Below are 14,615 nucleotides of genomic sequence, written 5' to 3'. Positions count from 1 at the left end.
GCGACATCTGAAAGGAGTGTGATAGATTTTAACTATTGAAACATCTATGTCTACTTCTTAATGAAAGGGTTTACAAAAGGGGATTGTAAATGGGAGAAAGAGGGGATAGTTATATGGCATTACCAGTGGTTCCAAGTAAAAGGCCAGTAGTTACGGTTTCTAAAAAGCTAACTTTCAAAGAAAAGATGTCTTATGGTTTTGGTGATATTGGTAACGGACTTATGTTTGATATGGGACAGTTATACCTTCTAAAATTTTATACAGATGTTTTGGGAATCTCTGCTTACTGGGGAGGGCTAGTATTTTTAATTTCTAAAATATTTGACGCGTTTGCGGATACAAGTGTTGGTGCATTTGTAGATTCAAGAACAAATATCTCAAAAAGAGGAAAGTTCCGACCTTTCATTTTATGGGGAACAGTTCCTCTAGCATTAATGACGGTCATCTCGTTTTTGGCTCCAAACTTTTCAGACACCGGAAAGATTGTTTGGGCATTTGCCACCTATATGGGATTTGGGCTAGCCTATTCATTTGTTAATATCCCATATGGTTCTTTGTCTGCAGCGATGACACAAGATCCAATTGATCGTGCATCTTTGGGTTCATTTAGAGCAATTGGTAGTCAGACAGCTCTTCTTATTTCAGGAGTAGTGGTAATTCCTATTGTGCTACAGTTTGCTAATAAAGAAGTGGGGTACATCGTGGCTATATCTGTAATGTCAATATTCGGAATTTTATTTCATTTAATTTGCTATCGTAATACTAAAGAAAACGTTATTAGAGCCCCAAGAAAAGAAAAGGTGCCTTTATCTAAACTATTCAAAGCATTGTTTTCAAACCGCCCTCTTATTGTATTGTGTTTAGCAGCGTTATTCATGATTGCTTCTTCCAATATTCGCAACGCTGTTCAGTTGTACTATTTGGAGTATAATTTAAAAAGCCCAGAATTAATGTCAATACTTTCCTTTTTAAGTATAGGGCTTGCTGTAGTTGGTTCAATGTTCATCCCGGCAATGGTAAAAAGAATAGGGAAGAAAAATACATTTATGCTTGGGCTTTTAGTTTGCATTGCCTGTGATGTTTTAAATTTTGTATTACCAACGAGTACAGTAACGTTTTTAACTGTTTTTTCATTAGGAAACTTTGCATTAGCATTTGCGCTTGGTCTACCGTGGGTAATGATTGCTGATTCCATCGACTATCATGAGTGGAATTCGGGAGAACGTACAGAAGGCATTGTTTACTCAACATACAGTTTCTTTCGAAAGCTTGCGCAGGCTTTGGCAGGTTTTATTCCAGGAGTTGCACTGAGTTTAATTGGGTACGTTCCAAATATTCAGCAGTCTTCAGATACATTGTTAGGTCTTAAGGGGCTATTATTTCTTGCTCCGGCGGCTCTTAATATTATTGGGTTAATCATTTTATTTTTCTTTTATAACCTTACAGATAATTTATACAGTAAAATTGTTGCCGACTTGAAAGAGAGAAGCAGCTTTAACTAAAAAAATTTGATAAAAAGTATTTTGAATAGGAGCTACTAAAGACAATATTTATAAACTTTTATTAGGAAGCAGCTTGACACACTATTTTATAATACATGCATAGTAAAGGAGATACCACATGAGTATTAAGGAAAATTATCAATTTACTTTCATAAATGAAACTGATAACATTCTTCAATTTGAACTAACAGAGAATAACATATATGCGAAAATTATGATACTTGAAACAGATATTATCAGGATTTTGTTTACAGACGGTGAGGAATTACAACTAGATAAAACTTGGAGTGTCGCACCCGGGCAGTCAGATGTTCCATTGGAGGGGCGCAAACGTTTGGATACAAGCGGCTTTTCACTACCAAGCTATGAGTTTAGTAATAATAACGGTGAATGCACCGTAGAAACTTCAGCGTTAAAGCTTAATGTTGATTTAAATGGATTTAAGATTAGCTGGTTTTATCGTGAGGATTCTGGGTGGGTGAATTTTGCGAATGACCGAAAAACTCAGGCGTATAATTTTGATGGTTCACTTGGTGAGGGGATTGTTCATTATTTAAAGCGTGATTTAGATGAACAATATTTTGGATTAGGAGAAAAGACAGGATCAGTTGATAAACATGGAAAGCGCTATCGAATGCAAGCAATTGATGCAATGGGGTATGATGCAGAATATAGCGATCCTCTTTATAAACATATTCCTTTTTACATCACAAGGCATAGAGAAACAGGATTCTCATTTGGGGTCTTCTATGATAATTTGTCCAGTTCAATTTTCGAACTAGGTACGGAACTCGATAACTATCATGAGCTATACAGATACTACCAAGCTAAACAAGGTGATTTAGATTACTATATTATTGGAGGTCCAAAAGTTAAAGATGTTACCCAGAAATTTTCATGGTTAACTGGACAAACAATCTTTCCACCGAAGTGGAGCTTGGGGTATTCTGGATCGACAATGAGTTATACCGATGCTCCAGATGCACAAATGCAGCTAAACGAATTCTTAAAGCTGTGTGAAAAACATGACATCTTATGTGATTCATTCCAATTGTCGTCGGGCTATACGTCAATTGAAGATAAGCGTTATGTATTTAATTGGAATCAATCAAAAATTCCTTCGCCAAAAAAGATGGTAACCGACTTTCATGATAAGGGTTTACGTTTATGTGCAAATATTAAGCCCTGTTTATTAAAAGATCATCCCTTATTTAATGAGTTAAAAGAAAAAAAGATGTTTATAACAAATAGTCATAACGAAGAACCTGAAATGGCACAATTTTGGGATGAAATAGGTGCTTATTTAGATTTTACCAATAAAGAAACCTACGACTGGTGGAAAGGGCAAGTAAAAGAAAAGCTATTGGATTATGGAATTGATTCCACTTGGAATGATAATAATGAATTTGAAATCTGGAGTAAGGAAGCCATCTGTCACGGCTTTGGAAACGAAAAAGAGTTTGAGCTCATTCGTGCACTTCATCCACTGCTTATGATGAAGGCTTCCTATGAAGCACAGTTGGAACATAACCCTCAGTTGCGTCCTTATTTAATATCACGATCCGGTTCTGTAGGAATGCATCGTTATGTGCAAACTTGGACAGGCGATAATCGCACCAGTTGGAAAACGTTAAAATTTAATATTAAGATGGGGATAGGACTAAGTTTATCCGGTATTTATAATTTTGGACATGACGTAGGCGGATTTTCAGGTCCTGCCCCTGAACCAGAATTATTCGTGAGGTGGATACAAAATGGAATTGTTCATCCGAGATTCACTATCCACTCTTGGAACGATGACGAGACAGTTAACGAACCTTGGATGTATCCTGAATTTCTAGACTCAATTAGGGAATTAATCAAATTTAGAACAAAAATAATTCCATATATTTATAGTGAGTTGCGAGAAACCTCTAATAGCTATCATCCTATTATAAGGCCTACTTTTTATGATTTTGAACATGATGAAACTACCTTTGAAGAAAATGACGATTTTATGCTAGGCGAGGCTCTGCTGGTTGCTTCCGTTGTTGAAAAAGGAAAGAAAGAACGAGAAGTGTATTTGCCAAATAATCCTGGAGGATGGTACGATTTTCATCTTGGAACATGGTATGAAGGGGGAAAAAAGGTTGAAATTCCAGCACCTTTACACTATACGCCGTTACTAGCTAAGGCGGGAGCAATTATCCCGATTAATGAAGCAGAAGTAACTTTTTCAACGAAGAATATGGATGAAAGAGGATTTTTATTATTCCCTTGTAGAGGAAAAGGGAAGTCTTCTTATAGCCTATATGAAGATGATGGGTTAACAAACGAATATTTGCACACATTTGCGTACATTCATGTTGATATGGAAACTACAGAAAATGAGATTCAAATAAAAATTAATAAGGAAGGTTCGTATGAATTACCTTATAACCAGATTACATTTCACCTTCCGGAAAAAGAGCAGCGCAAGCTAACTATCAATGGATTAGATCAAAATGTTGGAAAAGGAACATTTAACTATAATCTGAGCTGTTAGTAAATATAATCATAGACCCTATAGCTACTATAGGGTCTAGTTGTTTTTATCTCTACATTTATAGCGTAGTTGAGTAAAAAAATTATTTATTAAAAGCGATAGGTATCAAAAATTGTACGACTAGAAGCCGCTGTTTCAAGCCTCTACCTAAGGTCTATGTGGACAAAAACTTCATTGCTTGTTCAATTTATTGGTCTTAAAGCTTTATATAGAGGCAAGCGTAAAGATAAATATATGTGTTTTACATAATTTTGACTGAAAAATAACTAAAAGAATAAAAAGTGAGAATTTTTAAGAAAATTTTAATAACTGTCTAAGAAACTTCTAATTTCCTCTTTATTTTTTTGTAAGTTGTCTCCTTTAAGATAGAAGTAATCGAGTAGCCCACCTTATTTTGAACGAATGGAAGTGAAATAAGGTTGTATGACCAAAATACGAATGGGTAACCTCACTACTTAAAATGGAGGCTGATGTACACTTATGAATCTAGAGGTTTTTCGAAATTACTCCTTGCAGCATTTGAAGAAAGATATACTATCGGGTATTGTTGTTGGCATTATAGCTATACCTTTAGGATTAGGATTTGCGATAGCTTCTGGAATATCGCCTGTTACAGGACTGTATACAACGATTGTAGCGGGCTTGCTAATTGCTATTTTAGGTGGATGTAGGTTTCAAATCGCTGGACCTACGGGTGCGTTTGTTCCTGTTTTATTAGGAATTGTGTTGCAATATGGCTATGAAAACTTATTAATTGCCGGCTTTATGTCAGGGATTCTCCTCATTATCTTTGCGCTATGTAAAGTAGGAGCTTTAATCAAGTACTTTCCGTCATCTATTATTGTAGGATTTCAGTCAGGAATTGCGCTGATTATCTTTAGCGGGCAGATACCAAACTTCCTTGGGCTGCACGCGATTGACAAATTTCAGTTTTTTCATTTGAATATAAAAGAGATTTTTGGTAATTTACACTTCATCAACATCTATAGTATTGCTACAGCAGGATTGTGCTTAGCTACGATTTTAATTGTTCTTTACTTTTCGCCCAAGTCGCTGGGAATGTCTTATTTACTCGGAATTATTGTATCAACGGGCTTGGCATCTTTTTTCTTTTCCAATCAGTTTGAAACCATTGGCTCCATTTACGGAGAGATACCTCGCCATTTCCCGGCGCCAGCGTTTCCAGACATAACAGTGGAGAGGATGGTAACTCTTTTACCTTCTGCGTTTGTGATTGCTATACTTGTAGGGTTACAGTCTTTGCTGACAGCTCGCGTTGCGGATGAAATGACAAAATCAAAGCACAGCAGCAAAAAAGAACTGATTGGCCAGGGAATCGTAAACATGGTGACGCCGCTGTTTTCAGGTATTCCCGCAGCAGGAGAGATTGCAAGAACCGTTACCAATATTAAAAACGGCGCTTCATCTCCAATTGCAGGAATGACGCATGCTATCTTTGTGTTAATCGTGCTGTTAGTGCTAGCTCCGTATGCTTCATACGTTGCGCTTGCCAGTCTTGCGCCAGTTTTAATGGTTGTAGCATGGAATATCAGTAAAAAAGAACAGTTTGCAAAGGTGATAAAAGAAAAATCATTTCATTCACTGGTTTTACTTACGACATTTTCGTTAACGGTGTTTACAAACTTGACAATTGGAATAGCCGTCGGGTTGTGCTTATGTGGTATACACTTTATAGTGAAAAAGAGCCGCGAAAAACAAAAACTATTAAGAAAAACAGGCTAATAGAAGCATATAATAATACATGGAAAAACCCCCACTTTAAGCTTGGAGAGTGGGGGTTTTAGTAGTAATAAAAAAGGATGTCCCAATTACTTTCCTTCAAACCAGCAGCGGGCGTTATCAAAAAGCATATGATGAATCTGCTGTTCTGTTACGCCTTTTCTTTTTAACTCAGGCACGACTTCTTCTAATACAAAGCTCATCGACCATTTTGGAAAACGTTCTTCAATCACGCCTTCTGGAAACCAGTCCATTGTACAGCAGTAGTCTTGTGAGAGAAACATGCGGTTTGAATAGCCTTGTTTAGCTAACTGGATGACCGTATTATTTCTATTTTCAGTTGAACATTCTCTAGTCAGGCCGTAGCGGTCCATTCCAATAAAAGCCCCTTGTTTTAAGATGTTTGAAATATATTCAAGGTTATCCGTATCTCCCGTATGTCCAATCAGAATTTGATGTGGATTAGCACCTTCTTCAAGTAAGATATCAAGCTGCTTTAAGCCTGTGCCGCTTGCAGGATGTGAATGGGTCATAATCGGCACGCCCGTTTTTTTATGAGCTCGTGCAACGGCACGCATTACTTTTTCTACATCCGCCGTTACGCCAGGTGCATCCGTGGCGCATTTTAGAAAGCCTGCTTTAATCGACGTGTTTTGGATACCGACTTCGATATCTCGAACAAACAGGTCTGCCATATAGTCAATGCTACGAGTTTGAAAGTGAGTAGGGATGTAGTTATACGTATAAATTCCTGTGGCTGCAATGATTCGAGTGTCCGTTTCGCGGGCAATTTTTTCAATAAAACGAATATCGCGCCCTTGTTCCATCACCGTTGGATCACAGATCGTGTTGACTCCGAGCTTCTTTGCACGATTTACTTGTTCGACTGCTTTTGCAACTTCTTGTTCTTTATCATATAAATGGGGAAACTGTGCGTGAACAGATTCAGAACGAACGCGCATATGTTCATGGATTAACGTTAGCCCTAGTTCTGACGTGCTTACTGGGCCTGTTACAGAATTGATAAATGTCATAGTATGATTCCTTTCATAATCTACCTGTAAATCAAACAGCGGGTGACCAGGTACAGTTTTCATATAATCTGTTTTTATATATAGACTACCGTTATAAAAAACACATATTGCATTATACAATATATGTGTTGTCTTACACAACACGCGAGACTTTTACTCACTATGACAAAAATCCTTCTTTCCAAACAGTAAGAAGGACTAGTTATATTGATCATTACCCAGCATTTACGCTGTAATTATCACCGTTTAGTTTACGGAATTTTAAATAGCTGCCAACTCGCCAAATGACAATATATATAAAAGCTAGTGTCATCGTTAAGACCGCGAAGTCTATCGAGTCTAAGCCTTTAAAGTATTGGCTCAAAGCCATTCTTATAAAGATAATGGCGATAATCACATATTTAAAATTCTTGTTTGGCTTTGAGTAAATGAAGCCGTCTTCTCTTACTTCATAATCTGTTTGGCTGAGCATAATAAGTCCAAATATAATACCTAATACACCAGCAATCAGCATTTCCCAGTAGGGTGGTAAGTGAAAGGGCTGGCCCGGTATGTGCATCAGCTGACTTAGACTAAGAGAAAATGCAATTAATATGAAAAAAATAGGTGCTAATATACCAAGTCCATTCTTTTTAATGGGCTTATTTTTCTTTTTCATCTTTCTCCAAATAATGAATCCAATAAGAGCGATAACAAATAGATAAATTAGTAACATTTCCATCGTCATTTTGCCTCCTTTTTCAGTTCTATGTTCGTACAATCCACTATTTAGTATAAACACTAAAAGGATGAAGATAAAAGTGCATTCTTTCATTTTTTACACATGAGAATTCTCACTATTTTTTAGTGGTGTCATTTTATGGTTTACACGTTTCATTACTGTTTCTTTCTTTTTTACCACAATATGTTAGAATTGTAGAAAACGAGAAAACATAGTGCAAGTAAATTTTGTTTACACGCTGTCATAGTTATAGAGGTGAATGAGTTGAGGTTAGGAAATCAATTGCAAAAGTTAAGAGAAGAACAAAAGATGTCTCAAGAAGAGGTTGCTGAGCAGCTGAGTGTATCGGTACAGCACATACATAAGTGGGAAAATAATAAAAGCTATCCTGACATTCAGCATCTTTTAAAATTAAGCGACATCTACGAGACGACTATTGATGAATTTATTAAAAAGGATGCCACATTACAAAACAGACTAAACATTGAGGAAGAAGAAAAAGAAGATGACGATGAACTGTTTCATCCAGGTTTTTATATCGGAATAGGTATTATGTTTCTTGGTACTTTTCTTAGCCTGATTATCGGCAATCTTACAATTATGATGGTCACCAACATCGCGGGCATGTTAATTACTTGTTTTTATAAAAACATCTTAAAACTTTTAAAAGATGTCAAAAAGGATTTTTATGAACAAGGATAAAAGAGCAAGCAGCGTAAGCCATCCGATGAAATAGCAGAAAAATAATGAGGTGTACCAAGTGAAAGAGTTAAATTTAAATTTTATGACCCTATCTTTTTTATGTTTACTAACCTATTACTTATTTCGAGTGGGAGCATACGCTTTAGCGAGAAAGTATGTAGATAAAACGTCTGAGGGAAGTGCTTTGAATTGGGCTGTAAATGTACTTGTTAGAGGCGGTAAAGAAATGGAGTTTAGTGACTACGTCACGTGGGCAGGATTTTGTGTGTTTTTATACCTTGTGTAGTCACAGTAAAAAAAGTAAGGAACTATTTTCTTATTTTAAAAGGAAGAAGCGTTGTCGCACATGGTCTTTGAGCTCAAATCATAAAAGGGTGAAAACATATAAAATTCTTAAAACGAATAGTATAGGTTATCAATGAAACCTAAAGCAGAAAGATGGTGTAGTGATGATCAAGTCAAAGCTTTTGTGGAAAGTTATTGGCCTAGAAATCTTAGTTATCTTTTGGTTTGTGGTAAACGGTGTATACGTGAGCATGACGCATCCTACTGCACATTATCTTCAGTTTTTAGGAGTTGTCCCTTTGGCGATTGGAATAGCTTTTTATCTAACAAAAACAAAAAAGTGGTCGCATTTCTTCTCTTTTCAACAAAACATGTCGTTTAGAACGAGAATCCTGTTCCTTTCTCCGCTTTTTTTGTATTTACTTATTATTCTCATTGGGAACAAAGGTGTACACGGAAGTTCCATTGTTGATCTTGTTCTTATTCTTCTTACCCAAACTCTTATCATTGCGTTTGTAGAAGAAATGGTATTCAGAGGATTTATGCTGAATTTGCTGTTATCAAAAAGCTATAAAGTAGCGGTCCTTCTATCGTCGTTCCTATTTGCCTTTACGCACAGTTTAAATATGCTAAGCGGTCAATCGGTAGCAAATACAATTTTTCAAATTTTATTTGCATTTGTTATTGGATTGGTACTCGCTTTGCTGATTGTTAACGGTCAATCGATTGGAATTACGATTGCATTCCACGGCTTAAATAATTTTCTCCAGTTTACAAGCCCTGTCGACGCTAACGATTCTTTACTTATTAATTACGCGCTGCTTCTATTTTTAAGCGGATATGCCTTTTATTTATGGAATCGAAAATCTACTTTATCTGTTTCTCAGCATCAGATTAGTAGCTAATCAAAAGAGGTTGAGACGTAACGAGATATGAATTCAATCTAAAAACAATAACTAGTATGCATGAGCTGAACCGCTCGTTACATCGCAGTTGATTTCCGTGCAAGTCTTCGCTTTCCGCGGGCGGCCGCTGAGCCTCATCGTCGCTTACACTCCTGCGGGGTCTCACCTGTTCCGCTTTTCCCGCAGGAGTCTTCGCCTTGCCCTCCAATCAACTGCTAGAAAAACCTACACACATGAAACCTATGTTTACCACAAACAAACGAACCACGAATCAAAAGTATTGATCAATGACTCATTTTTCACTTCGTCTAATCTCCTTTTGTCCCAGTCTCTTTTTAGTGTTTTAAAGCAGGGATTAATCTACCCAAAGCTGAATAACTTCTATGGCTAGTGTTACTCAATTTAATTTGTTGAGATTTTATTGAACGCAAAAGGAGAGAAAGATATGTTTGAAGAAAAGGTAGGTATTATTACGGGTGGAACGTCGGGGATTGGCTTAGCTACAGCGGAATTACTCGCAAAAGAGGGCATGCATATCGTGATTGCTTCTAGAAATAGTGAAAAAGGAGAAGAAGCTCTTTCTGTATTAAGAAAGTGGTCTCCTCGATCCCTTTTTATCAAAACGGATGTAACGAATAGTCAAGATGTCAAAAATCTCGTGAGCCAAACATACTCTACATTTGGAAAAATTGATGTGGGCTTTAATAATGCGGCTAACACGGAGGCAGCTTCTAATGCTACCCATGAATTCAAAGAAAAAGACTTTGACCATTTAATAAACGTTACGTTAAAAAGTGTATGGCTTTGCATGAAATATCAGCTGCAGGTAATGACAAAACAAAATAGCGGGGTCATTGTGAATACGTCGTCAATGGACGCTATTTTATGTTCAGCAGGGACTGGCGTATATGCGGCTGGGAAAAGCGGTGTGATCGCTTTAACAAAATCAGTTGCTCAAGAATATGGTCATCAAAATATAAGAATTAACTCTTTGTGCCCAGGTGCATTTCGTACGCCTATGTTAGAAGAAAGATTTTTAGATTTATCTTCAGAGGAAAAAGTAAAGCTCAATGAATCCTATCAAAAGCTCAATGCGCTGGGCAGAATTGGTGATCCGCTTGAAGCGGCAAAAGCAGTAAAGTGGCTTCTTTCCGATGATGCTTCGTTTGTTACGGGTCAAAACATTATGGTAGATGGTGGGATTGGGTTTAGGTTTGAATAAGTTAGAGGACAATATGGAATTTAATCTTATCGCATTGTAGATTCATAGTGTTTATCTCATTTCTCACTAATGGTATAATATGGTTATTAATGAAACGTTGATGCTATACATATGGGGGAATAATTAATATGAAAAATACAATTGCGATTATTGGAGGAACTGGAAGAGCGGGTAAATTTTTAGCAAAATCAGCTGTAAAAAAAGGTTACAGCGTTCGTATGCTAGTTAGAACTCCAAAAAAATCTTTACTCGACGATCCAAACATCACTTTAATTCAAGGAGATGCTAGAAATCCAGATACGATTCTTTCCTTGCTAAGTGGATGCCACGCTGTCATCAACACATTCGGTCAGCCTAATAAAGCTGTACCTTTATATAGCGAAATTACAGCATTAGTTATTCAGACTATGAAAGAGCTTGAAATAAAGAGATATGTTGGAGTAACTGGGGGATCTTTAGATATAGAAGGAGATAAAAAATCAATTCTTAATAAGGTAGGAGCTATTGTATTTCGTATTCTGTACGCTGAAATGATGGAAGATAAAAGAAAAGAATTGCAGCTTCTTCAAGCGAGCAAATTAGATTGGACGCTTATACGTCTTCCTTTTGTTAAAGAAAACGAAAAATCTAAAGTAATAAAAGAAGATGATTTTGATATGCCGGGATTTAAAATATCTTCTCGTGATATTGCGAGGTTTATGATTGAGCAGCTACATGATCCTTCTTACATAGGTAAAACGCCATTCATTGCTAATTAGAATAGCGGACAGGTCGAATATGTTCAAACGATATAACAAGATGTTTCAAGGAGGTATGTATGTCTTTCATACTTAATAATTGTATGTCCATTAGTATCATATTTGTGATAATACTTTTTGTAAGTATTGTGTTTAATAATAGAATAGCCGCTCTAGTTATTTCCTTGGTTAGTGTATTATGTGGTTTATTTCTACTTTTTTACGCTTTTGCGAAAATAAGCGGGTTTGATGCTCTAGACATTCAAATAAAAGGCTTAATCATTATCGGAGAAGGTTTACTCTTACTTGTTGTTACAAGCGTATTCATTTCTGTCCAAGAGGCAAAAAAGAAAACGATGTAAAGTAAAAGAGAAAATGGCTGCTAGAGGCGGGGATAAAATGGCAATTGGAGTTGCATTAACGGTTTTAGTATTAGGTCTTATGTTTGCAAGCGGACTAAGCCAAGGAAAAACAGCTAAAAGAAAATATATAGTGTGGGGAACAACGATTATATTAATCATAGCCCCATTTTTTTCATGGGTCGTTTCGGTTCTGTATGCAATCAGTCAGGAAGAAGGTTTTGCAGGAGTTGCATTAATGATGTTATTGTTTCCGTTTTTCTTTTTAGTAGGACTTGTTACGCTGTTAATAGGGATTTTTAAGAAAGAAAATGTAAATAAGTCTATGTAGAAAAAGGGGAGATTTATAATTGATTGAACTTGAGTTATACAATGTTCTTTGGTTATTCGTTGTGGTTTTTATGCTACATGATTTTGAAGAAATTATTACAGTTGAGAAATGGGCTAAAACCAAAGAGGCAAAAATTAAATTACAGAACAAATGGATTAGCCACAAGATTTGGGAATTCTGGAACATAAGCTCATATGCTTTTGCAAAAAGAGATGTCTTTATCTTTTTGTTTATGTCTCTCATTACTTTTATGAAAGTTCTTTATCTAGAAAGTTATTGGAGTTCAATTCTTTTTGTGGGTTTTCTTATTTTTGTACTATTACATAACCTTATTCATCTTTTACAAACACTATTTATTAAAGCATATACTCCAGGTTTATATACGGCTGTTCTTTTAGTTACGCCTTATACTGCATACCTATTATATCGATTAAAAGATGCTGCTCTTATTTAAAGTGAAAGTAAAAGCACCCTGTTTGTACCGAACTTCTAGAAAGTCTATCAGAGCAGTTCGCTTGGATTAATTCCTGAAGCTCTAGCAACCTTGCTAAAAAAACAAAATTTGTTTATGATAAAGGTGATATAAACAGGAGATGAGCAGATGAATATACATAATAAACAATCGTTTTCAAAAGTTCCGCGTTGAAAGCTAGTGGATGAAGTACTGGAGCAGCTTCAAACTAAAATTTTTTCAGGTCAATATCAGGTGGGAGATCAGCTTCCGACGGAGCCTCAGCTAATGGAAGAGCTCGGTGTAGGGCGATCTACCTTGCGAGAAGCGGTTAAAATTCTTGTTCATGCAAATGTACTGGAAGTGAAACAAGGAAAAGGAACGAGAATTAAATCTCTTAGCTTCACACAGGATTCGTTTGAAACAAGGCTGCAAACGGCAGATATTAATCATATTTACGAAGCGCGTGAAATGCTCGATTTGCAAGTTGCGATGTTAGCTGCGCAGCGTCGAACAGACGAAGATTTGTTAAAGATGAAAGGTCATTTAGATAAACGAAAAAAAGAGCTTGAAAAAGGCAATTATGCTGAATATATAGAAGCGGATATTCAGTTTCATCTTTCGATTGCAGAAGCCAGCAAAAATAACGTTTTAATGGATTTATATCAATCGTTTGTGCCTGTACTGCGACATACGCTGAGTCAGCTCATTTTAAAAACGGTTGATTATAAAGATAATTCCGCCATTCATGAAAACTTATTTACGGCTATTTTGAATGGAGATACTGAACAAGCAAAAAAATATGCAGGTCAAAATTTGGAGCTTACCTAAGTTCCTTTTTTAAAAAAGTTAAACATCAGATGATATACTGAATCATCAGGAAGGGGAATAACAGCATGAAGTCAAAAGAAAGAATATATGTGTATGTGATTGCTTTATTTTTAGTTTCAATTAATTTACGAATCGGTATTACATCGGTATCCCCTGTGCTTGAGACCATACGAGATCAGCTCGGACTGAGCAATGTTACCGTTAGTTTTTTAACAGCTATTCCTGTTTTATGTATGGGGTTATTTGCATTGTTTACAGGAAAGCTTGAAGGATTATGGGGAGCTGAAAAAGTGATTTCTTTTTGTTTAGTGATGATTGGAGCTGCGACGTGTATGAGAGTGGCGGCGCACTCAACGTCTCTTCTTTTGACCAGCGCCTTTCTTTTAGGTATAGGTATCGCCATTGCCGGACCACTGTTGTCGGGATTTATCAAAAAGAAATTTCCGAATAGAATAGGTCTCATGATCGGGATTTACTCCGTTGGCATGGGAACGGGTGCGTCGTTAAGCGCAGGGTTAACGGTACCATTGCAGCATGTGTTGCACGATTCGTGGACTTTAGCTCTTGCCAGCTGGAGCGTGCTGGCGATTATCGCTTTTATTGTTTGGTCTCCGATTGCTCGTAAATCTCAGCAAGCGTCTAGCTCAAGAAAAAATCAGCTCCCGTTAAAAAATAAAAAAGCCTGGCTGTTTACGCTTTTCTTTGGTCTGCAAGCCGGCATTTTTTACTCTGTGACCACATGGCTAGCGCCAGCAGCACACGATTTGGGCATGAGTAATCAAAAAGCAGGTACGCTTATTACCGTTTTTACGTTCGTTCAAATGACGTTTAGCTTTTTAATTCCAACGCTAGCCGATTATTATAAAAACCAAATCTTTTGGCTTGCGAGCAGTACACTGTTTGCATCAGCGGGTTTAGTTTTCATTCTCTATCCTTTAACCAGTCTTTGGTTTTCTTCGATACTATTAGGAATAGGGCTTGGAGGACTTTTTCCTTTAGCTCTTATGCTGCCGTTAAATGAGACAGATTCGCCTCAAGAAGCGAGCTCATGGACAGCTATGATGCAATCAGGGGGATATATTGTAGGAGGGTGCGCTCCGGTTTTATCTGGTTTTGTGCGCGATATCTTTCATACAAATACGCCATTATTTTTTGTTTTACTTGTTTTAACAATTTGTTTGCTAGTGCTTACTGCATTCATGCACAAGCGCTCAGAGCGGAAAGAATTATCACATGATGAAAAAGTCTATTGATTTAAAAAAGGAGAGAGC

General features: G+C 36.7%; 15 protein-coding genes. 13 read left to right on the top strand and 2 right to left on the bottom strand.

The genetic code is table 11. The features are described 5' to 3' along the window. Positions 1–113: 113 nt before the first annotated feature. The 3 genes from ACO1DI_RS01910 to ACO1DI_RS01900 all read left to right on the top strand — a co-directional run bounded on the left by ACO1DI_RS01910 (position 114) and on the right by ACO1DI_RS01900 (position 5,769). Complete coding sequence (locus ACO1DI_RS01910) at positions 114–1,502, top strand: glycoside-pentoside-hexuronide (GPH):cation symporter (RefSeq protein WP_048019648.1); 1,389 nt, start codon at positions 114–116, stop codon at positions 1,500–1,502. A 118-nt stretch (positions 1,503–1,620) separates the two neighbouring features. Continuing rightward, on the top strand, positions 1,621–4,026 hold the full coding sequence (locus ACO1DI_RS01905) for a TIM-barrel domain-containing protein (RefSeq protein ID WP_423145007.1): 2,406 nt from the start codon (positions 1,621–1,623) through the stop codon (positions 4,024–4,026). Between the two features lie 519 nt (positions 4,027–4,545). After that, the gene (locus ACO1DI_RS01900; RefSeq protein ID WP_423145006.1) at positions 4,546–5,769 is read left to right on the top strand and encodes a SulP family inorganic anion transporter; all 1,224 of its coding nucleotides are present in this window, start codon (positions 4,546–4,548) and stop codon (positions 5,767–5,769) included. 86 nt (positions 5,770–5,855) lie between these two features. On the opposite strand, the gene ACO1DI_RS01895 is transcribed toward ACO1DI_RS01900, so the two are convergent. Together ACO1DI_RS01895 and ACO1DI_RS01890 are read right to left on the bottom strand one after the other, a co-directional pair. Then, positions 5,856–6,863, bottom strand: a complete 1,008-nt coding sequence (locus tag ACO1DI_RS01895) for a phosphotriesterase family protein (RefSeq protein ID WP_423145005.1) — start codon at positions 6,861–6,863, stop codon at positions 5,856–5,858. A 151-nt stretch (positions 6,864–7,014) separates the two neighbouring features. Beyond that, positions 7,015–7,521 carry a CcdC protein domain-containing protein gene (locus tag ACO1DI_RS01890; RefSeq protein WP_243556393.1) on the bottom strand — a complete coding sequence of 169 codons (507 nt, stop codon included), beginning with the start codon at positions 7,519–7,521 and terminating at the stop codon, positions 7,015–7,017. A gap of 264 nt (positions 7,522–7,785) precedes the next feature. On the opposite strand from ACO1DI_RS01890, the gene ACO1DI_RS01885 reads away from it, so the two are divergent. From ACO1DI_RS01885 to ACO1DI_RS01840, 10 genes are all read left to right on the top strand, one after another. Next, a complete protein-coding gene (locus ACO1DI_RS01885; RefSeq protein WP_042992008.1) occupies positions 7,786–8,223 on the top strand; it encodes a helix-turn-helix domain-containing protein in 438 nt (145 codons plus the stop codon). 58 nt (positions 8,224–8,281) lie between these two features. Further along, the gene (locus ACO1DI_RS01880; RefSeq protein ID WP_014459091.1) at positions 8,282–8,509 is read left to right on the top strand and encodes a hypothetical protein; all 228 of its coding nucleotides are present in this window, start codon (positions 8,282–8,284) and stop codon (positions 8,507–8,509) included. 163 nt (positions 8,510–8,672) lie between these two features. Beyond that, on the top strand, positions 8,673–9,413 hold the full coding sequence (locus ACO1DI_RS01875) for a CPBP family intramembrane glutamic endopeptidase (protein WP_226701427.1): 741 nt from the start codon (positions 8,673–8,675) through the stop codon (positions 9,411–9,413). 445 nt (positions 9,414–9,858) lie between these two features. Beyond that, positions 9,859–10,635, top strand: a complete 777-nt coding sequence (locus ACO1DI_RS01870) for a glucose 1-dehydrogenase (RefSeq protein ID WP_217027258.1) — start codon at positions 9,859–9,861, stop codon at positions 10,633–10,635. 128 nt (positions 10,636–10,763) lie between these two features. Next, entirely contained in the window at positions 10,764–11,393 is a 630-nt protein-coding gene (locus ACO1DI_RS01865) for an NAD(P)-dependent oxidoreductase (protein ID WP_116741621.1), read from the top strand. 59 nt (positions 11,394–11,452) lie between these two features. Continuing rightward, on the top strand, positions 11,453–11,734 hold the full coding sequence (locus ACO1DI_RS01860; RefSeq protein WP_116741618.1) for a hypothetical protein: 282 nt from the start codon (positions 11,453–11,455) through the stop codon (positions 11,732–11,734). Positions 11,735–11,771: 37 nt separating this feature from the next. Next, entirely contained in the window at positions 11,772–12,062 is a 291-nt protein-coding gene (locus ACO1DI_RS01855; protein WP_116741666.1) for a hypothetical protein, read from the top strand. Positions 12,063–12,081: 19 nt separating this feature from the next. Next, entirely contained in the window at positions 12,082–12,516 is a 435-nt protein-coding gene (locus tag ACO1DI_RS01850) for an HXXEE domain-containing protein (RefSeq protein ID WP_116741616.1), read from the top strand. 198 nt (positions 12,517–12,714) lie between these two features. Further along, on the top strand, positions 12,715–13,344 hold the full coding sequence (locus ACO1DI_RS01845) for a FadR/GntR family transcriptional regulator (protein WP_423145004.1): 630 nt from the start codon (positions 12,715–12,717) through the stop codon (positions 13,342–13,344). Between the two features lie 65 nt (positions 13,345–13,409). Then, on the top strand, positions 13,410–14,597 hold the full coding sequence (locus tag ACO1DI_RS01840; RefSeq protein ID WP_116741611.1) for a CynX/NimT family MFS transporter: 1,188 nt from the start codon (positions 13,410–13,412) through the stop codon (positions 14,595–14,597). Positions 14,598–14,615: the final 18 nt, after the last annotated feature.

The organism is Priestia sp. 40, from assembly GCF_049368575.1.
Classification (GTDB): domain Bacteria; phylum Bacillota; class Bacilli; order Bacillales; family Bacillaceae_H; genus Priestia; species Priestia zanthoxyli.
Note: the sequence above shows the minus strand (reverse complement) of the source record. Positions and strands in the feature narration are given on the sequence as shown.